The following is a 19,362-nucleotide window of genomic DNA, read 5'->3' on the forward strand; positions in this document are numbered from 1 at the left end:
CTGATGATCGACCGGGTGCTGTTCGTCTGCCACGCCAACCTGTGCCGGTCACCGATGGCCGAGTACCTGGCCCGACGGCTGCTGGCCGACCGCCCGGTCGAGGTGGCCAGCGCCGGCACCGACGCCGTCGACGACCTGTCCATGCACCCGTACGCGGCCGAGGTCGTGGCCGGGACCGGCGCGGACCCGACCGGGTTCCGCACCCGCCGGTTGCGCCGCGAGCACCTGACCGGCGCGACGCTGGTGCTGACCGCGACCCGGCGCCAACGTTCGGTGTGCGCCACCCTCGCCCCGGCCGTACTGCACCGGACGTTCACCCTGCGCCAGTTCGGGCGGCTCGCCGCCGCGGCGGAGCCGGCGTCGACGCCACCCGACGACCCGCTGCGCGCCGCGGTCGAGGCCGCCGCCCGCGCCCGGGGGCGGCTGCAACCAGCCGCCCCCGACGCGGATGACCTGCGGGACCCGATCGGCGGCACGGCCGCCGACTTCCGACGCTGCGCCGAGGAGATCGAACGGTCGCTGCGACCCCTCGCGGCGCTCATCGGGACAGCCGGGTGAGTTCCTGCGTGTGGTCGCTGACCACGCCCGGCTGCCCGGCGTGCCGGGGACCGGCGACCCGCTCGGCCGGCACGGCGGGCGGCTCCGCGGCCGCGACCACCCGGTAGGCCTCGTACTGGTAGGCCTCGGCCTTCGGCACCTTGGCCATGTTGAGGACGCAGCCGAGCAGCCGCACCGAGACCGAGTGCAGCGACCGGGCGGCGGTGGCCACCTGCGAGCGGGACGTCCGGCCCTGCTGGGTCACCAGCAGGGCGCCGTCGGCCTGGACGGCGACCACGACGCCGTCGGTGACGGCGAGCAGCGGCGCGGTGTCGATGATGACGATGTCGGCCGATTCGCGCAGCGCCAGCAGCAGGTCGGCCATCGCCTTCGAGCCGAGCAGTTCGCTCGGGTTGGGCGGAGCCGAACCGCTGGGCAGCACCAGCAGTGACTTGTCGCCCCAGCGCTGGACGACGTCCCCGACCTGCACGTCGCCGACCAGCACGTCGGTGAGCCCGACGCCGTTGTCCAGCCCGAGGTAGTCGCCGACCTTCGGGCGACGCAGGTCCGCGTCGACCAGCAGCACCCGCCAGCCGGCCTCGGCCAGCGCGATGGCGAGGTTGCAGGAGAGGGTCGTCTTCCCCTCGCCCTGCAACGCGCTGGTGACGGCGATGACCCGGGCCGGCTCGTGCACGTCGACGAAGCGCAGGTTCGTCCGCAGTTTCCGGACCGCCTCGGCCCGGGCGGAGGTGGCGGCCTCACCGACGATCAGCGGGGAGGCCTTCGCCGTCCCCTCGTACGGGATCTCCCCGAGCAGCGGGCTGCCGGTGACGCGCTGGAGACCGGCGGCGTCGCGCAGCCGGACGTCGGCGAGCCCGCGGAGGATCGCCAGGCCGACACCGGCGAGCAGGCCGATCAGCGCTCCGATCGCGAAGTTGCGGACCGGCTGCGGAGAAACCGGGGTCGGGCTGACCCGCGGCCCACTGACGACCTCGATCTTGATCGGGCCGGCCTTGCCGTCCGGTGTGGTCTCGACCTTCTGCACCAGTTCGACGAACTTCGCCGACAGGGCCTCGGTGACCCGCAGCGCGCGGGTCTGGTCGGTGTCGGTGACCGAGGCGCGCAGCAGGACCGTACCGGCCTCGGTGGAGGTGCTCACCCGTCGCTGGACCTGCTCGGCGGTGAGCCCGACCGGGTTGTCGGCCACCACGCTCTGCGCGAGGCGGTCGCTGGTCAGCAGTTCCGCGTACGACTTCACGCGCTGCTGGAGGAACAGACCGCCCTGGTAGGCGTCGGTCACCCCCTGGCTGGGCGTGGTGACGAAGAAGGTCACCGAGGCGACGTACCGGGGCTGGGCCCGGACGGTGACCAGGGCGGTGACGCCCATCGCGACCAGGAGCGTGACGAGGACGATCCACCAGTGCCGGCGCACGAGGCGGAGGTGGCGGTACAGGTCCATCAGGCGCGCCTCCGTACCAGGCCGGTAACGCCAAAGAACTTCACGAAAACCCCCAAGGTCGTCTTAATCGCGTGAAACCATTAAAGCGGCTCGTGCGTCTTATGTCCGGAGTTATGCATTTTCGACTAACAGCCGGGCACACATTTCCCCAGGGACAAACGGAACGGCGCGAGCGAGGTCACGTCGTCTCCGTTCGCGGCCGTTCGCCCGGCTGGATAGGGTTACGGGCGGTGTGCCGGGAAGCCTGGTCGGCGATCGATGCCTCCTGCCCTCGACCCACCGGATGGATCACGCATGACCGACCGCACCCCGCAGCCCGGCCGCTTCCGGCTGTTCTCGCGTACCTCCTGGCCGGAGGCGCGCTTCCTGGCCGACGTGCTGCGCACCGAGACGGTTGGCGGCGGCCTGCTGCTGCTCGGCGCGGTCGTAGCGTTGATCTGGGCGAATTCGCCGTGGGGGGACGCGTACACCGCGGTCACCAAGTGGGTGCCCTGGTCCGGCGGCTCGGCCCTGCACCTGGACCTGACGCTCGCGAAGTGGGCGGCCGACGGCCTGCTGGCGATCTTCTTCTTCGTGGTCGGCCTGGAACTCAAGCGTGAGTTCGTCGCCGGGGAACTGCGCGACCCGCGGCGCGCCGCCCTGCCGGTGGTCGCCGCGCTCGGCGGAATGGCGATGCCCGCGCTGATCTACGTGGGAGTCAACCTCGCCGCGGGCGGCGAGGGCCTGCGGGGCTGGGCGATCCCCACCGCGACCGACATCGCCTTCGCCCTGGCGGTGCTGGCCGTGATCGGCTCCTACCTGCCCCAGGGGCTGCGGGCCTTCCTGCTCACCCTCGCCGTGGTCGACGACCTCTTCGCCATCACGATCATCGCCATCTTCTACACCGACGACTTCAGCCTGCTGCCGCTGCTCGGCGCGCTGGCGCCGATCGCGCTGTTCGGGCTGCTGGTGCAGCGCCGCCTAACCTGGTGGTGGGCCCTCATCCCGCTCGCCGCGGTGGCCTGGACGCTGGTGCACGCCTCCGGCGTGCACGCCACGGTGGCCGGCGTGCTGCTCGGCTTCACCGTCCCGGTGCTACGCGGCAAGGAGGGGGACCGGCACGGGCTCGCCGAGCACCTGGAGCACCGCTGGCGGCCGGTGTCCGCGGGCTTCGCCGTGCCCGTCTTCGCGTTCTTCGCCGCCGGGGTGTCGCTGCGCGACGCCGACCTGAAGGCGGTGGTCACCGACCCGATCGTCATCGGCATCGTGGCCGGGCTGGTGCTCGGCAAGGCGATCGGCATCCTCGGCTCGACGTTCCTGCTGGCCCGGTTCACCCGCGCCCAACTCGACGAGGACATCACCTGGTCGGACCTGCTCGGCGTCGCCCTGCTCGCCGGCATCGGCTTCACCGTGTCCCTGCTGATCGGCGAGCTGGCGTTCGGCACCGGAACCGCGGCGGACGGCAACGTGAAGGCCGCGGTGCTCAGCGGCTCGCTGATCTCGGCCCTGCTCGCCACCGCCGTCCTGGTCCGCCGCAACGCCGCCTACCGGCGGATCGCCGAGGCGGAACAGGTGGACTCGGACCGCGACGGCATCCCCGACGTCTACCAGCGCCGCGACGCCTGACCGGAGCACCTCGCGGGGGCGGGCGCCGGACGGACACCGCTGTCGGGGCCGGGCACCGCGGCGGGCCGGGCGGGGGCCGCCCGGTGCCCGCCGCCGCTCGTCAGGCCCGCCCCTCGGTACGGCGGCGACGCTCCTCCTGCTCGTCGGCCAGGGCGTCGCTCACCGGCTCCATGAGGTCGTCGCCGGGCACCGCGACCTCCTCCGCCCGGTCCTGCTCGTCGGCCCGCCCGCCGGGCGGCGGCTCGGGCGCCGTGGCGCCACCGGCGAAGCCGTACTCGTTCGGCTCGTCATGTCTGCTCATGGGGTCAACCTCCCGGAACGTCCGCGTTCACCGCCCACCGTCAGCGGCGGTCCGTGATCGTCTTTCCCCGGACGGGGGGCGGATAGTCGCCCGGAAGCGGTCAGGACCGCCCAGAGCAGCCGGCGCAGCGCGATGATCGCCGCGGCCGTGGCCAGGTCCACCCAGCCCTGACCGGCCACGAGCCGGAGCAGGCCGGCGGCGGTGAGCAGGTCCAGCAGCACGCGCAGGGCGGCGCGGCCGGAGCCGGTGCCGACCAGCACGGCCACCCCCGCCACGGCGGCGAGCGCCGTGACGACGGTGACCAGGGTGCTGATCACGCCTCGTCCCGGCCCTGCACCTGCCGCTGCTCCTCGCGGATCTCCCGGCCCAGGAAGTAGTTCAGCGCGGTCCGGATGGCGGCGATGGCGGCCAGCTGGCCGATCTGGGTGAAGGTCGGCGACGCGGCCGTCCGCAGGATGTCCGCCGCGAGCAGGAACTCCAGTCCGAGCGTGAGGGCCCGCCCCAGAGCGAGCCGGATCGGGGTGCACACCTTCGCGGTGCGGTGCCGCAGCCCTTCGACGACGAACCGGGCCGCCGCCCAGACCGCCCCGACGAAGATGATGACCGCGCCGGCGAGCTCCACCGTGGTGATCAGGAACCCGTACCCGTGCCGCAGGACGTCCCCCACCCGCTGGCGTTACCCGTCGGACGGGCGGGTAGTCGGCAGGTCAGGTGAGCTGGTCGACGGCCTCCAGAATCAGCCACAGCCCGCAGACGGCGAAGAGGATCGCGGCGCCGTACCTCACGGTCTTCTCGGGCAGCTTCCGGCCGAGCAGCCGGCCCACGAGGATCGCCAGGGCGTCGGCGGCCACCATGCCGACGGTCGAGCCGATCCACGTGCCGAACCAGCCGTACTGGGTGGCCAGGGTGATGGTGGCCAGCATGGTCTTGTCGCCCAGCTCGGCGAGGAAGAACGCCACCCCGACCGCGACGATCGCCGACTTGCTGCTCTTCTGCGCCTTGCGCCGCTCCTCCTCGGTGAGCACGTCGCCGCGCAGGGTCCACGCGCCGAAGCCGAGGAACGCGACGCCCGCGAGGAGAGAGATCCACTCGGTGGGCAGCGCGGCGCCCAGCCCGTAGCCGATCGCCACCGACGCCAGGTGCACGACGGCCGTGGCGACGGTGATGCCGATCAGCACCGGCAGCGGCTTGAAGCGGGTGGCGAAGGTCAGGGCCATCAGCTGGGACTTGTCCCCCAGCTCGGCGACGAAGATGACGCCGAAGCTGACCACCAGCGCGACGAGGAAACCCTCCATGACATCCTTCCGGATCAGGCCGGGAGGAGGTACGGGGCGCCCTCGACCCGGCTGCACAAGCCTGGGTCGAAGGTCTCGCCCGCCCCGTGGGTGCGGGGCCGCGTGGCCGGGTGCGGAACGCACCAGTGTGTCGACCACGACGTTGGGGGCTACTCCCCTTCGCTGCGCCCACCCTAGCCGATCACCCGAGCGGCGGGGTGCCGGGGGTGAACAGCCGCAACCGGTCAGTCCGCGCGGGCCAGCGTCACCCCGAAGAGGCCGCCGGGATCGGTCCAGAAGTCGTGGGCGGTGAAGCCCGCCCCGGCCAGCTCCGCGGCGATCCCCTCCGGCCGGAACTTCGCCGAGACCTCGGTCCGCAACTCCTCCCCGACGGCGAACGTCACGTCGAGGTCGAGCACCCGTACCCGCATCGGCCGCAGCGCCCGCAGCCGCATCTCGATCCACTCCCGCTCCGGATCCCAGCACGCCACGTGGCAGAAGGCCGCCGGGTCGAAGTCGGCACCCAACTCCCGGTTGATCACCCGCAGCACGTTGCGGTTGAACTCGGCGGTGACACCGGCCGCGTCGTCGTACGCCGGCACGATGACCGCCGGGTCCTTGACCAGGTCGGTGCCGACGAGCAGCCAGTCCCCCGGTTCCAGGGAGGACCGCATCCGGGTCAGGAACTCCCCGCGCTCGGCCGGCAGCAGGTTGCCGATCGTGCCGCCGAGGAACACCACGAGCCGCCGGCCACCGGCGGGCAGCCGGTCGAGGTGGCGGGTGAAGTCGCCGACGATGCCGCGGACCCGGAGGCCCGGATAGTCGGCGGCGATCTCGGCGGTGGACTGCCGCAGGGCGCTCACCGACACGTCCAGCGGGACGAAGGTGCCCAGGTCGCCGTGCCGGGTGAACGCGTCCAGCAGCAGGCGGGTCTTCTCCGACGAGCCAGAGCCCAGCTCGATCAGCGTCTTGGCTCCGGTGACGGCGGCGATGTCGCCGGCGCGTTCGGCGAGCACCGCGCGCTCCGCCCGGGTCGGGTAGTACTCCGGCAACCGGGTGATCTCCTCGAAGAGTTGACTGCCCCGCGCGTCGTAGAACCACTTCGGGGGCAACCACTTCTCCTCGGCGGTCAGCCCGGTGCGCACGTCCTGCCGGAGACTGCGTCCCAGGTCCTGCTCCTCGAGGTGGATCTCCAACGGCTCCGCGCCCATCTCTGCCCTTCCTGTCGAGGTGTCTCGGTGGGCGGTCACGCCTCCGTCAGGGCGCGGACCCGCGCCCCGGTGGCGGTGGCCTCCACCAGATGCCCGTCCGGCACGTCCTGCCAGCCGGGGTCGTCGTCGTGCGGCTCGGATGCCAGTAGCACCGAGGCCGGCGTCGTGCGGAGCGACAGCGCGTGCCCGACCACGCTCGCCACCACCGTGTGCCCGTCGGTGAGCAGCAGGTTGAGGCGCGACCCGGGTGCCGTCCGGGCCACCGCGACGACCGTCTCGGCGACGGCCCGGGCCGGCTTGATCCCGGACCGCAGCCGGTGCCGGACCAGCGCCCACAGCAACGCCGAGTCGGTGGCCGCGTCGAGGGTGAGCAGGTCCCGGACGGGCAGCGCGGCGGCGAGCGGGACCATGCTGTCCGGCCAGCCCCGCACCGCGCCGTTGTGGCTGAACAGCCAGCGTCCCTCGGCGAACGGCGCGGCGGCCGAATCCAGCACCGCCATGCCGACCGTCGCCGAGCGCACCGCCGCGAGCACCGCGCCCGCGGACGTGACGCCGGCGAGCTGCTCGATCGTCGGGTCGCTCCAGATCGGCTGCGCCCGCCGGTAGCGCACCGGCTCGCCGTCGCCCGGGTACCAGCCCACGCCGAAGCCGTCGGCGTTGATCGTTCCGCCGCCGCGCATGTCGCGCGGCGCCCAGGACTGGCGCACCAGCGCGTACGGCGGATCGAACAGCAGCTCCCGCAGGGTGACCGGGGGCCCGAGGTAGGCCAGGTGGCGGCACATCAGGCGCACACCCTCACGCGTGGGCCTCCTCGGGCGTCGCGTTCCGGGCGCAACGGAACCCGCTGAAGATCTGCCGCCGGATCGGATAGTCCCAGTTGCGGAACGTGCCCCGGCAGGCCGCCCGGTCGGTGCCGAACGACCCGCCGCGCAGCACCCGGTAGTCGTCGCCGAAGAAGACCTCCGAGTACTCCCGGTACGGGAAGGCGGTGAAGCCCGGGTGGCCACGGAAGCTCGTCGAGGTCCACTCCCAGACGTCGCCCATGAGCTGGTGGACGCCCAACGGTGACGCGCCGGCCGGGTACGCGCCGACCGGCGCCGGCCAGAGGTGCCGCTGGCCCAGGTTGGCGTGGTCGGCCGTCGGGTCCTCGTCGCCCCAGGGGTAGCGGCGGGAGCGGCCGGTCGCCGGGTCCCAGCGGGCCGCCTTCTCCCACTCCGCCTCGGTGGGCAGCCGCTTGCCGGCCCAGGCGGCGTACGCCTCCGCCTCGTGGAAGCAGACGTGCACCACCGGTTCGTCTTCACGGACCGGCGCCCAGCGGCCGAAGCGGCGGTACGCCCAGCCGTCGCCGTCGCGACGCCAGTGCGACGGGGCGGACAGCCCCGCCTCCTGCCGATGCGCCCATCCGGCGGTGCTCCACCAGCGGGCGTCGTCGTAGCCGCCGTCGGCGATGAAACCCGCGTACGCGCCGTTGGTGACGGGCGCCGCGTCGATCGCGTACGCCGGGAGGTGCACCCGGTGCGCGGGGCGTTCGTTGTCCAGCGCCCACGGGTCGGTGTCGGTGCCCATGGTGAACTCGCCGGCCGGGATCAGCACCTCACCGCCGACCCGGGCCCGCGGCTCGGGCGGGGGCGGGGCGTCCAGGACGGCCGCGCCGGAGCGCAGCTGGTGGGTGGCGAGCATGGTCTCGTCGTGCTGCTGCTCGTGTTGGACGATCATGCCGAAGGCGAAGCCGTCGGCGACCAGCGGGCGGTCTGTGAAGGGCACCCGGTCCAGCAGGTCGAAGACCTTGTCCCGGACCGTCGCCACGTAGGCGCGGGCCTCGGTCGGTGGCAGCAGCGGCAGGGACGGCCGGTCCCGGCGGGGCTGTTTGAACGCGTCGTAGAGGTCGTCGATGTCGTGGCGGACCGGTGGGCGGCCGCCGACGTCGCGCACCAGCCAGAGCTCCTCCTGGTTGCCCACGTGGGCGAGGTCCCACACGAGCGGGGACATCAGGGGCGAGTGCTGCCGCATCAAGTCCTCGTCGTCGACCGCGTCGGTCAGGGCGGCGGTGCGGGCGCGGGTGCGGGCCAGTTCCGCCGCGATCCGTGCCCGCAACGCCTCCCGGCCGCGCAGGTCCGTCGTCGTCTCCGTCACCGCTGCCTCCTCCCGGCGGCCGCACGCCGCCGCCGTACGCCTCGGTCGATCTCGTCGTGCAGCGCCGCCGGCAGCCCCATCCGGGGCAGCGCGACGAGCGCCAGGTCGAACAGGTCGGCGGCGGCTGCCGCGAGGCCCCGGTCGTGCAGGCCGTGGCGGGCCGCCGTGGTCCACCGGTGGGCCTGCGGGCGGGCGAGGGCCTGCGCCGCGTGGGTGGTGGCCGGGTCGGCCAGCAGGGCGGCGACCACCGCCACCGGCACCGTCCACGCCCGCCCCGGCTGCGCGTCGAGGTAACGCAGCTCCAGGTAGCCACGCGGGCGTACCGGCGGGAACAGCGTGCTCACGTGGTAGTCGAGGTCGTCGGTGGTCGGCGGTCGGGGCAGCGCGCCGGCGAGCCAGTCGGCGAAGGTGACGCCGGCCGGCGGTGTCCAGTCGGGACCGGCGTCGCGCAGGCAGAGCAGCGGCGCGGTGAGCACGTACGCCGTCCAGCTCGCCACCGGGTCCGGGTCGCCCTGCTCCGGCGTCCACACCGGGCGGGTGCGCGCCGGGTCGATGGCGAGCCAGGCGGCCATCCGGGCCGACGCCCAGCCGGTGGGCCGTCCGGCGTGCCGGCCGGCCGTGGCGAAGGCCGCGACCAGGGGTGGCCCGATCGCGTGCGCGGTGGCCCACCGGTCCGGGAGGTGCTCCGCCTCCCCGGCGTCGAGGCAGACCTGGAGACCGGCGGTGCTGTACATCATCGTGCGCCCGGCCGGGCCGCGCCGGTCGAACACCCGGCGCATCGCGCGGTAACGGGGGGTCTCCAGCACCGCCCGGGGCGGCCGGTGGGGGTCGATGCCGTCGCGGCCGAGGACCAGCCCGGCCGGCGCGAGAAGCGCCGACAGTTGGGCGATGTCGGCGTCCGTCGCGTCGACGAGCGCGGCGATCGAGGTGCGTGGGGCAGTGGAGATCTCCACCTGCCCGCCCGGCTCGACGGTCACGGTGCTGCCGTGCCGGAGCTGCTGGGCGGGGCTCGTGCTGTGCAGGGTGCGGGGGCAGTGCGGCCCCAGCGCGGCCCGCAGTCGGTCGGCCTCGACCGGGCGGGCGGGGTCGACGGCGTCGTGCACCGTCCATTCCAGCTCGACTCCGACGTGCCGGGGTGGCCCGGTCTTGAAGCAGATCCGCGCGATGTGGCCCGCGGCCGCGGCGGACGAGGACAGGACGGTTGCCCGATCCACCTCCGGTGACGTCACCACAGGTTCGGCCCCCTTCGCCGCCCGACGTCCGGTCCGAGCCACCGTAACGCGACCCACCGACATCGGCAGGCACCGGCGGGCCGACCCATCTCTGTCTAGCAGACGAATTCGACATGGCCGGCCGGAACGCGAAGGCTGCTCAGGGATGACCGTGGCCCTCCCACGTCGGGGTTGTCAGTCCTCGCCGCCGTCGTCGCCGCCACTGTCGTCGCCGCTGTTCTTGGCCTTCTTCGTCTTCGCCGGCTTGGGCTCACCGACCAGCGCGGCGCAGTAGTCGGTCACCTGCTCGCGACCTCCGGCGACCTTCGCGAGGTTCTCGAAGGCGGGCTTGTCGAGGGCCTTCTCCCGCTGCGCCGGCGACTTCGCCAGGTACGCGCGGCACTTTCCGTGCACCTGTGCCGCCCGCTCGCGGGGTGACGGGGAGCCGGGGCCAGTCGTGGCCGTGGGCGCCGGAGGCTCCGTGGTGGGCGCCGGCGGCCCCGACGGCGTTTCGCCCGGCGTGCCGGTGCTGGCGCCACCGCCCGGGGTGCCGCCGGGACCGTCGGTCCCGCCCGGACCGCTCACGCCGGTGGTCGGGGCCGGGCGGGGTGGCGGGGCGTCGGGACGGTCGATGGTGACGGCCGCGAACGCGACACCGGCGGTCGCGGTGACGGCCGCGGCGGCGGCCCAGGCGAGCACCCCCGCGGTGACCGGCCGGCGCCGTCGCCGCGGCTCCGGCGCAGCGGTCGGGGTGGCGCGGGCGGCGCGGAAGGCGGCGAGGGCCGCCTCCTCACCGGCGAGTTCGTCGGGCCGCCCCGGGGCGGCCGCGGCCGACAGGAGTCGGGACAACGGTTCGGCGCCGGCACCCGGGACGGCGTCGGGCGCGGCGTCGAGGAGCCGGTCGAGCGCGGCCCGGTCGGCCCGCGCGGATCGGCGGGAGAACATCCTGAATCCCCTCACGTCAACCGTCCGCCGGTTCGGCATGCGGCGTCTGCCGGCGCGCGTCTCGGGGACGAGGTGGGGTCGCATCCTCGGCGGCGGCGGCCGGAACGTCCTCGCCACGGCGCTCCAGCAGCGCGGCGAGTCGGCGCAGTCCCCGGTGGGCCGCGGTCCGGACGGCGCCGGGGCGCCGGCCGAGCACTCGCCCGGCGGTCTCGGCGTCCAGCCCGAGGACGGCCCGGAGGAGGACGGCCTCCGCCTCCCGGGGCGGAAGGGTGCCGATCAGCGCGATGGCCGCCTCGGTCCCGATGGTCTCGCCGGCCCGCTCGGCCGTGTCCGCGTCGCTGGCCAGGTCGCTCATCGCCTGCACGGGCACGGGGAGCGAGGGACGCCGGCGTTGCCGGCGCAGGTGGTCCATCGCGCGGTTCCGGGCGATGGTGGCCGTCCAGGCGCGGAACTCCCCGCCGGTGAAGGTGGGCAGGTCGCGGGAGACCTGCAGCCACGTCTCGGACGCGACGTCCTCGGCGTCCGCCCCGACCAGGGCGGTCAGGTAGCGCAGGAGACCGGGCTGGAGGCTGCGGTAGAGGTAACGGAAGGCCTGCTCGTCCCCGGCCTGCGCCGCGACGACGGCCTCGTTCAGCTCACCGGTCACGCCGCCCGCTTCCGTTCGGCCCCACCGGGCCGGCACACGCCCGTGGGCGCGACCTCAACCCGGTCCGGTAACCGGACCTGATCCCGCACCCTCAGCCCCCCGCTGACCTGATCACACCAGGGCCGCTCGGCCCGACCGTTCGCCTGGGCTCCACCAGGACGGCCCCGCCGTCGGCGTACCGCCGCCGACGACGTCGTGTGGGCCCGAGCCGGGCCAACGCTAGGAGTCGAAGGCCGATCGGACAAGTCGCCCGAGGTCAGGAAAAGAGTGAGAATAATCAACACGGTCAGCCCGCGCGTCGCCGTAACGTCACGACTCCTCCGGACGCTCCGCACGCGACGCAACGGGCGAACGCGACGTTTGCCCAGGGTAAAGCACGGGTGAACTCACCCCTGTCACCGCACGTAGTCGCCCGGTGACAGCACACCGGAGCCGGACGCTCACCCGACGCCGTACGAGGGCTGGTGGGCCCGCCGGCGCCGGCCGGCCACGACGCGCCGACCATGCACCCTCTGGGTACGGTAGTGCAGTGTTGTCATCGGAGGTCGTGCTCAGCGGTCGGTACCGCCTGGACGAACGTGTCGCCACGGGCGGCATGGGTGACGTCTGGCGGGGCACCGACCTGGTCCTGGGCCGGCAGGTGGCGGTCAAGGTGCTGCTGCCCGCGCTCGTCTCCGATCCCGACTTCATCGCCCGGTTCCGGGCGGAGGCGCGGATCATGGCCGCGCTGCGGCACCCGGGCATCGTCCAGGTCTTCGACTACGGCGAGGACCAGCTCGACGACGGCAGCCGCGCCGACTACCTGGTCATGGAGTTCGTCACCGGCGAGCCGCTGTCGCGACGGATCGAGGCCGCCGGCCGGCTCGACGTGGCCGAGACCATGTCGATCGTGGCGCAGGTGGCGCAGTCGCTGCACGCCGCGCACAAGAACGGCATCGTGCACCGCGACGTCAAGCCGAGCAACCTGCTGGTGCAGGAGGACGGCAACGTCGTCCTGGTCGACTTCGGGGTGGCCCGCTCGACCAACGTGACCAGCATCACCAGCACCAACGCGGTCCCCGGCACCGCGCTCTACATGGCGCCCGAGCAGGCCGCCGGTCGGCCGGTCTCCGGAGCCACCGACATCTACGCACTGGGCGCGGTGGCGTACTGCTGCCTCAGCGGCAGCCCGCCGTTCACCGGCGACAACCCGCTCCAGGTCGCCGTCCGGCACCTCGACGACGAGCCGCCGGAGCTGCCCCACGACATCCCCGAGGCCGTGCGGGCGCTGGTCGCCCGGGCACTGGCGAAGGACCCGGCGGACCGGTTCAGCAACGGCGCGGCCATGGCGGCGGCGGCCCGGGCCGCCGTGTCGGACCCGTCGGCGGCGACGACGGTCGTGCCCGCGGCGGGTGCGGCGGCGCTGCGCGACGCCGGGCCGCACACCCGCGCCGACGTACCCGCCGCCGCGGGTCCGGCACGCCGACGCGGGCGCGGCCCCCTGGTGGGCGCGGCCACCGCCGTACTGGTGGGGGTTGCCGGTCTGGCGGCGGCGCTGGGCATCAGCGGGGCGGCGGATGCTCCGGCGGGGGTCAAGGTGCCGGAGGCGACGACACCGGTCGACGACGGGACCGGTGACGCGGCGGTGCCGGTGCTGCCGGCGGAGACCACGTCGTCCGCTCCGCAGCGCCCCTACCGGCCGGCCGGGTCCACCAGCCGCCCGTCGCCGTCGGTGAGCCCGTCGCCGACGGGCGAGCCGAGCCCCACGGCCGAACAGCCGACCACCCCGCCCCCGACGTCGGACCCGACGACGCCCGATCCCGAGCCGACCACGAGCGACCCGGGGACGCCCCCCACCACGCCGCCGCTGCCGAACCCGACCACCACGGAGCCGGCGAACCCGACCACCTGACCCGGCGGTGCCGCCACTCGACGGCACCGCCGACCAGGTTGCCGGCACGTCACTGGGCGCCGAGCGCCTCCACCACCGGCCGGGACAGCGCCCGGCGGGCCGGCAGCACCGAGGCGGCCAGCGCGGCGACCACCGCCACACCGAGGATCAGCCCGAGCTGGCCGAGCGGCAGCACCACCGAGAACCCGTCGCCGAGCCGGCTCAGCAGGGCCATCGCCGCCGCGCTCACGGCGGCGCCCAGGCCCACCCCGAGCACGGCCCCGACCAGCGCGGTCAGCACCGCCTCGACGGCGAGCATGCCCCGCATCCGCCCCCGGGTCAGCCCGACCGCGCGCAGCACGGCGTTCTCCCGGGTCCGTTCGACCACCGACAGGGACAGTGTGTTCGCGACGCCGACCAGCGCGATCACCACGGCGAGGCCGAGTAGACCGGTGACGATCGCGAGCAGCATGTCGACCGTGCCGGTGAGCATCTTCTTGTACGCGCCCTGGTCCATCAGGTTGACCGTCGGGTAACGCACGACGACCGCCTCGATCGCCGCCCGCGCCCGGTCCGGCGTGATCCCGCCGGCCGGGTCGATCTCGGCGAGGATTCCCCGCTCGTCCGGGAAGAGGGCGGTGAAGTCGGCGTCCACGACGTGGACCACGTGACCCGCCGGCACCGGGCTGCCCGCGAACGCCGGCCCGCCGTCGGTGACCACGGCGGCCACCCGCAGCGGCCGGCCCCGCACGGTGATGGCGCTGCCGGCCGTCCACCCCCGCGCCTCGGCGAGTTCCCGGCCGACGAGCGCCGTGCCGGGCCCGAGCCGGTCCGGGTCCCCGGCGAGCACACCGGTCAGCGTCCGGCCGACCAGCGCGGGATGGGCGGCCCGCACCTCCACGTCCGACCACAGGCCACTGCGCTGCTCGTGGACGACCGCGAGCTCCGGCCGTGCCCGCAGCTCGCCCACGACCGCGGCGGGCAGCGGGCCACCGATGCCGGTGACCAGCCAGTCCACGCCGACCTCGGCGTCCACGCTGCGTTCGATCCCCGCCTTGGTGCTGTGCGCGCCGACCACGAAGGCGGAGACCAGCCCGATGCCGATCACCAGTGCGGTCGCGGTCGCCGCGATCCGGCGCGGGTTGCGCACGGCGTTCGCCACCGCGAGACCGGCGGTCGCCCCGAACAGCCGGCGCGCCGGCAGACCGAACACCCGGACCAGGGCGGGGACCAGCACCGGCCCGAACAGGACGATCCCGAAGAAGGAGAGCACCCCGCCCGCGGCGACCAGCGGCACCTGCACCGCCGGTCCCGCGGCGACCAGGGCGGCGATCCCGGCGGCGAGGACCAGCGCGCCCGCGGTCAGCCGGAGCCACCCGGCCCGTCGCGTCGGTTGCACCGCCGCGTCGGTCAGCGCGGCCACCGGCGCCACCCGGGTCCCCCGCCAGGCCGGCGCGAGGGCGGCGCCCACGGTGACCGCCGTGCCCAGGGCCAGGCCCGCCAGGACCGTCGGCGCGGTGATGGTCAGCCCGCCGGGAACCGGCGCGTCGAGCCGCGACATGAGCTGGTTCAGGCCACCCGCCAGGCCCACCCCGAACAGCACGCCGAGCGCCGACGCGGCCAGCCCGACCACGGCGGCCTCCAGCACCGCGGCCCGGAACAGCTGCCCGCGGGCGGCCCCGACCAGCCGCAGCAGCGCGGTGCGGCGGGTCCGCTGGGCGAGGACGATCGCGAACGTGTTCGCGATGACGAACGCGGCGACCACCACCGCCACGGCGGCGAAGGTGAGCAGCACCAGGTTGAACTGCTCCAGGTTGCGTACGGCGTCCTCGACCGCCTCGTCGAGGATCCGGGCCCGCGTCTTCACCGTGGCACCGGTGCCCACCGTCACCGCCACCGCGTCCGCGAGACCCGTGCCGTCGCCCGCGGACGCGGCGGCGACGAGGATCCGGTCGTAGCCGCGCTGCCCGGTCACCGCGAGCGCGTCCGCCCCGACCAGGCCGACGAACGGGCCACCGACGTCCCGGGCGGTGCCGGCCACGTCGACGGTGCCGACCAGGGTGTACGGGCGGGCGGCGCCGGCCGCGCCGCCGACGCGGACCGGCGCGCCGACGGCGAAGCCCTCCTCGGCCACGGTCGGCGCGTCCAGGACCACCTCGCCGGGACGGTCCGGCAGCCGGCCGGCGACCACGTCGTACGAGCGCAGCGCGGGGTCGGTGGGGATGGCCGCGAGGACCACGTAGCCGAGCACGGGCCGGTCGTCGGCGCCGACGATCCCGCCGGAGCCGAGCAGTTCCCCCTCGGCGGCGGCCACCCCGTCGACACCGCGTACCCGCTCGACGAGCGCGGGAGACAGCGGTTCCGAGCCGGCCGGGTACACGCCGAGGTCGGTGTGGCGGTCGAAGGCGCCCGCCCGGTCGTACGCGCCGGCCCGCATGCCGTCGACGAACATCAGCGTGCCGGCGACGAACGCGACGCCGAGCACGACGGCGAGGGCGGACAGCAGCAGGCGCGGCGCCTCGGCCCGCAACGAGCGCAGGGTCAGCCGGATCACCGGGCCACCGCCTCGGGACGGCGGGCCGGATCGAGGCGGGCGAGGGCGTCGAGCACGCGCTCGGCGGTGGGCTCGGTCAGCTCCGTCACGAGCCGGCCGTCGGCGAGGAACACCACCCGGTCGGCGTGGCTCGCGGCGACCGGGTCGTGGGTCACCATGACCACCGTCTGGCCGAGCGCGTCGACGGCCTCCCGGAGCAGCCGGAGCACCTCGGCACCGGACCGGGAGTCGAGGTTTCCGGTGGGTTCGTCGGCGAACACCACCCAGGGCTTCGTGACGAGGGCCCGCGCCACCGCGACCCGCTGCTGCTGGCCGCCGGAGAGTTCGGCCGGCCGGTGCCGCAGCCGGTCACCGAGGCCGACGGCGGTCACCACCTGGCGCAGCCAGGCCGGGTCGGGGCGCCGGCCGGCGAGCGCCAGGGGCAGGACCACGTTCTCCTCGGCGGTGAGCGCCGGCAGCAGGTTGAGCGACTGGAACACGAAGCCGATCCAGTCCCGGCGCAGCAGCGTCAGTCCCCGGTCGTCGAGCCGCCCGAGGTCGGCCGTGCCCACGTGGACCGTGCCGGCGTCGGCGCGGTCCAGGCCGGCGAGACAGTGCAGCAGGGTGGACTTGCCGGAGCCCGACGGGCCCATGATGGCGGTGAACGCGCCCGCGGCGAAGTCGACGTCGACCGAGTCGAGGGCGACGACGGCGGCCGGGCCGGTGCCGTAGCGGCGGGTCAGGCCGCGGGCGGTGACCGCGACACCGGCGGTGGCGTGTGCGGGAGGTGCGACGGGCATGTCTGCTCCCCGTGGGTCGGAAGTGTGAACGCTTCCGACGCTATGGACGCCGCGCGGGGGTGGCGTCCACCCGCGCTCTCGATCCCGCTGCGCCCTCGGGCGGTACGGCGGGACCGGCGGGTACGACCTGAGGCGTACGCCGGGTCAGCCGCCGGGCGTGACGAGGCCGCTCTCGTACGCGAGCACCACCGCCTGCACCCGGTCGCGGAGCTGGAGCTTGGCCAGGATCCGGCCGACGTGGGTCTTCACCGTCGCCTCGGCCACGTGCACGCGGCCGGCGATCTCGGCGTTGGACAGGCCCTGCGCGACCAGCAGCAGCACTTCCCGTTCCCGGTCGGTGAGCTGTGCGAGGCGCGGGTCCTCGGCGGGGCCGGGCCCGAGTTGGCCGGCGAACCGGTCGAGCAGGCGGCGGGTGATCGACGGCGCCACGACCGAGTCGCCCTGCGCGACCACCCGGATCGCGGCGAGCAGGTCCTCGGGCGGGACGTTCTTGAGCAGGAATCCGCTGGCCCCGGCCCGGAGCGCGGCGAACGCGTCCGCCTCGGTGTCGAAGGTGGTCAGCACCAGCACCCGTGGGGGGCCGGCGGGCCGGCCGGCGCAGAGCCGGCGGGTGGCCTCCACCCCGTCCATGGTGGGCATCCGCAGGTCCATCACCACGACGTCGGCCTCGACGCGGGCCAGGACGCGCAGCGCGTCGGCGCCGTCGATGGCCTCGCCGACCACCTCGATGTCGGGCTGGGAGTCCAGCACCATGCGGAATCCGGCCCGGACCAGGGCCTGGTCGTCGACGATCACCACCCGGACGGTCACGCTGCCACCGCCTCGGCGGTCGGGGTCGACGGCAGCGGCAGCCGCACCTCGACCTGCCAGCCGCCGGCGAGGCGGGGCCCGGCGGTGAGCCGGCCGTCGTACACGCCGACCCGCTCCCGCATGCCGACGAGGCCATGCCCGCCGGACGGCGCGGGCCGCACCGGCGGCCGGCCCCGCCCGTCGTCGACCACCCGCACGGCGACGGCGTCGGCGGTGTGGTCCAGGGTGACCTCGACGGTGGCGCCGACCCCGGCGTGCTTGAGCGCGTTGGTGAGCCCCTCCTGCACGACCCGGTAGACGGTCAGTTCCAGACCGGGCGGCAGGTGCGCCGGCTCGCCGCTGACGGTCCGGCGCACCCGCAGGCCGGCGTCGGAGAACCGGTCGAGCAGCGCGGGTAGTTCCGCGAGGGCCGGGCGGCGGTGCTCCGGCTCGACGACCCGGGCGCCGTCGGGGCCGGCCGCCACCGTCTCGGGCGGGCTCGGCTCCCGGAGTACGCCGACCAGCCGCCGCATCTCCTCGAGGGCCTGGCGGCCGGTGTCGGCGACCACCCGCACGGCCTCCCGGGCGGTCGCCGGATCACGGTCGATCATGAAGCGGGCACCGTCGGCCTGGACGATCATCACGGCCATGCTGTGCGCCACCACGTCGTGCAACTCGCGGGCGATGCGGGCCCGCTCCCCCGCCACGGCGGCCCGCGCCTCGGCCTCCCGCTCGCGCTCCAGGGTCGCCGCCCGCTCCTCCAGGCTGACCACGTAGAGCCGCCGGGTGCGCACGTTGAGGCCGACCAGCCAGACCGCGCCGGTCACCAGCCCGAAGTAGAGGGCGCTCGCCCACCAGGCGAGGGCGCCGTCGGTCTGGAGCGCGGCCAGCACCACGCCGACGGCGGCGGCGACGCCGGCCAGGACACCGTCGCGGAGCCGGTCGGCGTACTTCACCACGCTGTAGAGCGCGATCAGCACCGCGATGTCGAACGCCAGCGGCCCCCACCCGGCGATCACCTGCACCAGCGCCAGCCCCGCCACGACGGCGGCGACCGCCGACGGGTGGGCGCGGCGGAACAGCAGCGCCACCGCCATGCCGACCCCGACCAGGGTGGCCCACCACCCGCCGGGCTGGTTAACCACGCCGGCCAGACCGACGAGCACCACGGCCCCGGAGACGAACACGTCGAAGGCGACGCCGCGCAGCGGGCGGCCGAGGATGGTGCGGTCCACGGTCACCCAGCGTACGCGGGCGACGTGCCTGGCCGGGCGGCCAGGTCAGGCGCCGACGATCTCCCGCATCCGGTTGATCTCGACGTTCTGCTCCACGGCGACCGAGTTGGCGAACTCCTGGAGCAGCGGCTCCGCGCCCACCTTCAGCAGGTTGGTGGACATCTCGACGGCGCCGGCGTGGTGGTCGCTCATCATCCGCACGAAGAGCCGGTCGAAGTCGGCGCCCCGGGCATCGGCGAGCCGTCGCATCGCCTCGGGCGACTGCATGCCCCGCATGGTGCCGTGGTCGTGCCCGGCGACGTCGGCCGGGAGATTCCGGGCCTGGAGCCAGGCCCGCAGCACGCCGATCTCGGGCGCCTGACCGGCCCGGATCCGGTCCGCCAGGGCCTTCACCCGCGGGTCGGCGGCCCGGTCCGGGGCGAGTGCGGCCATCTCCAGCGCCTGCTCGTGGTGCGGGATCATCATCCGGACGTACCAGGTGTCCATCGAGTTGTGGGCCGGCGAGGCCGTGGCCCGCACCTCCTCGGCGGGCCGGACCTGGGCGGACTCCCCCGGTCGTCCGGGCACGACGACCGACGGGCCAGCACTGGTGCTCGATGCGGTCGCGGCCCTCGGGGCGGGTGAGGGGCGGTCGGTGTCGGAGCCCGACCGGAGCAGCGCGGCGACCACGACCAGGAGCAGCGCCACCGTTGTTACGGCGGCCAGCACCCATCTGCCTCGCACGGTCATCCGATACCCCCTGGAGGTCGAGGTCATGGCGATCGTATCCATCGAAGAACATCCGCAAATGTGATCTGTGTCACATCGAAGGCG

The 19,362-nt window shown here is 74.8% G+C and carries 19 protein-coding genes; 3 read left to right on the forward strand and 16 right to left on the reverse strand.

What is annotated here, in order from left to right:
* The first annotated feature begins 3 nt into the window (after positions 1–3).
* The gene (locus tag AB0873_RS19395; protein WP_366601065.1) at positions 4–558 is read left to right on the forward strand and encodes a low molecular weight phosphatase family protein; all 555 of its coding nucleotides are present in this window, start codon (positions 4–6) and stop codon (positions 556–558) included.
* Here the strand turns inward: AB0873_RS19395 and AB0873_RS19400 are convergent.
* Positions 539–1,996 (reverse strand): polysaccharide biosynthesis tyrosine autokinase, encoded by a 1,458-nt coding sequence (locus AB0873_RS19400; RefSeq protein WP_155332440.1) that lies wholly within the window; start codon positions 1,994–1,996, stop codon positions 539–541. The two genes, AB0873_RS19395 and AB0873_RS19400, sit on opposite strands and share 20 nt — an antisense overlap.
* Positions 1,997–2,290: 294 nt before the next feature.
* Here AB0873_RS19400 and nhaA point away from each other — a divergent pair, with 294 nt between their 5' ends.
* Complete coding sequence (gene nhaA, locus AB0873_RS19405; RefSeq protein WP_366601066.1) at positions 2,291–3,601, forward strand: Na+/H+ antiporter NhaA; 1,311 nt, start codon at positions 2,291–2,293, stop codon at positions 3,599–3,601.
* A gap of 100 nt (positions 3,602–3,701) precedes the next feature.
* Here the strand turns inward: nhaA and AB0873_RS19410 are convergent, their stop codons facing one another.
* The 10 genes from AB0873_RS19410 to AB0873_RS19455 form a co-directional block, all read right to left on the reverse strand.
* Positions 3,702–3,902: a hypothetical protein gene (locus AB0873_RS19410; RefSeq protein WP_155332442.1), complete on the reverse strand. Its 201-nt coding sequence runs from the start codon at positions 3,900–3,902 to the stop codon at positions 3,702–3,704.
* Positions 3,899–4,219 (reverse strand): hypothetical protein, encoded by a 321-nt coding sequence (locus AB0873_RS19415; RefSeq protein ID WP_155332443.1) that lies wholly within the window; start codon positions 4,217–4,219, stop codon positions 3,899–3,901. The genes AB0873_RS19410 and AB0873_RS19415 overlap by 4 nt, the downstream gene beginning before the upstream one ends.
* Complete coding sequence (locus AB0873_RS19420) at positions 4,216–4,569, reverse strand: DUF1622 domain-containing protein (protein WP_366601067.1); 354 nt, start codon at positions 4,567–4,569, stop codon at positions 4,216–4,218. Before AB0873_RS19420 ends, AB0873_RS19415 begins: the two co-directional genes overlap by 4 nt.
* Positions 4,570–4,609: 40 nt before the next feature.
* Positions 4,610–5,197: a TMEM165/GDT1 family protein gene (locus tag AB0873_RS19425; RefSeq protein ID WP_155332445.1), complete on the reverse strand. Its 588-nt coding sequence runs from the start codon at positions 5,195–5,197 to the stop codon at positions 4,610–4,612.
* A gap of 224 nt (positions 5,198–5,421) precedes the next feature.
* A complete protein-coding gene (gene egtD, locus AB0873_RS19430) occupies positions 5,422–6,387 on the reverse strand; it encodes an L-histidine N(alpha)-methyltransferase (protein ID WP_366601068.1) in 966 nt (321 codons plus the stop codon).
* A 35-nt stretch (positions 6,388–6,422) separates the two neighbouring features.
* Positions 6,423–7,169, reverse strand: coding sequence for an ergothioneine biosynthesis protein EgtC (egtC, locus tag AB0873_RS19435; protein ID WP_366601069.1), 747 nt, complete (start codon positions 7,167–7,169; stop codon positions 6,423–6,425).
* A 13-nt stretch (positions 7,170–7,182) separates the two neighbouring features.
* Positions 7,183–8,520: an ergothioneine biosynthesis protein EgtB gene (gene egtB / locus AB0873_RS19440; RefSeq protein ID WP_366601070.1), complete on the reverse strand. Its 1,338-nt coding sequence runs from the start codon at positions 8,518–8,520 to the stop codon at positions 7,183–7,185.
* Positions 8,517–9,752 (reverse strand): ergothioneine biosynthesis glutamate--cysteine ligase EgtA, encoded by a 1,236-nt coding sequence (gene egtA, locus AB0873_RS19445; RefSeq protein WP_366601071.1) that lies wholly within the window; start codon positions 9,750–9,752, stop codon positions 8,517–8,519. Before egtA ends, egtB begins: the two co-directional genes overlap by 4 nt.
* A 174-nt stretch (positions 9,753–9,926) precedes the next feature.
* Positions 9,927–10,676, reverse strand: a complete 750-nt coding sequence (locus AB0873_RS19450; RefSeq protein WP_366601072.1) for a hypothetical protein — start codon at positions 10,674–10,676, stop codon at positions 9,927–9,929.
* A 16-nt stretch (positions 10,677–10,692) separates the two neighbouring features.
* Positions 10,693–11,322, reverse strand: a complete 630-nt coding sequence (locus AB0873_RS19455; RefSeq protein WP_366601073.1) for an RNA polymerase sigma factor — start codon at positions 11,320–11,322, stop codon at positions 10,693–10,695.
* Between the two features lie 529 nt (positions 11,323–11,851).
* Between AB0873_RS19455 and AB0873_RS19460 the strand changes: the two genes are divergently transcribed.
* Positions 11,852–13,213, forward strand: coding sequence for a serine/threonine-protein kinase (locus tag AB0873_RS19460; RefSeq protein ID WP_366601074.1), 1,362 nt, complete (start codon positions 11,852–11,854; stop codon positions 13,211–13,213).
* Positions 13,214–13,262: 49 nt separating this feature from the next.
* Here AB0873_RS19460 and AB0873_RS19465 read toward each other — a convergent pair whose 3' ends face one another.
* The 5 genes from AB0873_RS19465 to AB0873_RS19485 form a co-directional block, all read right to left on the reverse strand.
* Entirely contained in the window at positions 13,263–15,746 is a 2,484-nt protein-coding gene (locus AB0873_RS19465; protein ID WP_366601075.1) for an FtsX-like permease family protein, read from the reverse strand.
* On the reverse strand, positions 15,743–16,525 hold the full coding sequence (locus AB0873_RS19470) for an ABC transporter ATP-binding protein (RefSeq protein WP_366601076.1): 783 nt from the start codon (positions 16,523–16,525) through the stop codon (positions 15,743–15,745). Before AB0873_RS19470 ends, AB0873_RS19465 begins: the two co-directional genes overlap by 4 nt.
* A 144-nt stretch (positions 16,526–16,669) precedes the next feature.
* A complete protein-coding gene (locus tag AB0873_RS19475) occupies positions 16,670–17,335 on the reverse strand; it encodes a response regulator transcription factor (RefSeq protein WP_366601077.1) in 666 nt (221 codons plus the stop codon).
* Positions 17,332–18,555 carry a sensor histidine kinase gene (locus AB0873_RS19480; protein WP_366601078.1) on the reverse strand — a complete coding sequence of 408 codons (1,224 nt, stop codon included), beginning with the start codon at positions 18,553–18,555 and terminating at the stop codon, positions 17,332–17,334. The genes AB0873_RS19475 and AB0873_RS19480 overlap by 4 nt, the downstream gene beginning before the upstream one ends.
* Positions 18,556–18,594: 39 nt before the next feature.
* Positions 18,595–19,278 (reverse strand): DUF305 domain-containing protein, encoded by a 684-nt coding sequence (locus tag AB0873_RS19485; RefSeq protein ID WP_366601079.1) that lies wholly within the window; start codon positions 19,276–19,278, stop codon positions 18,595–18,597.
* Between the last annotated feature and the right edge of the window lie 84 nt (positions 19,279–19,362).

It is taken from the genome of Micromonospora sp. NPDC047707 (assembly GCF_040704235.1).
GTDB lineage: Bacteria > Actinomycetota > Actinomycetes > Mycobacteriales > Micromonosporaceae > Micromonospora.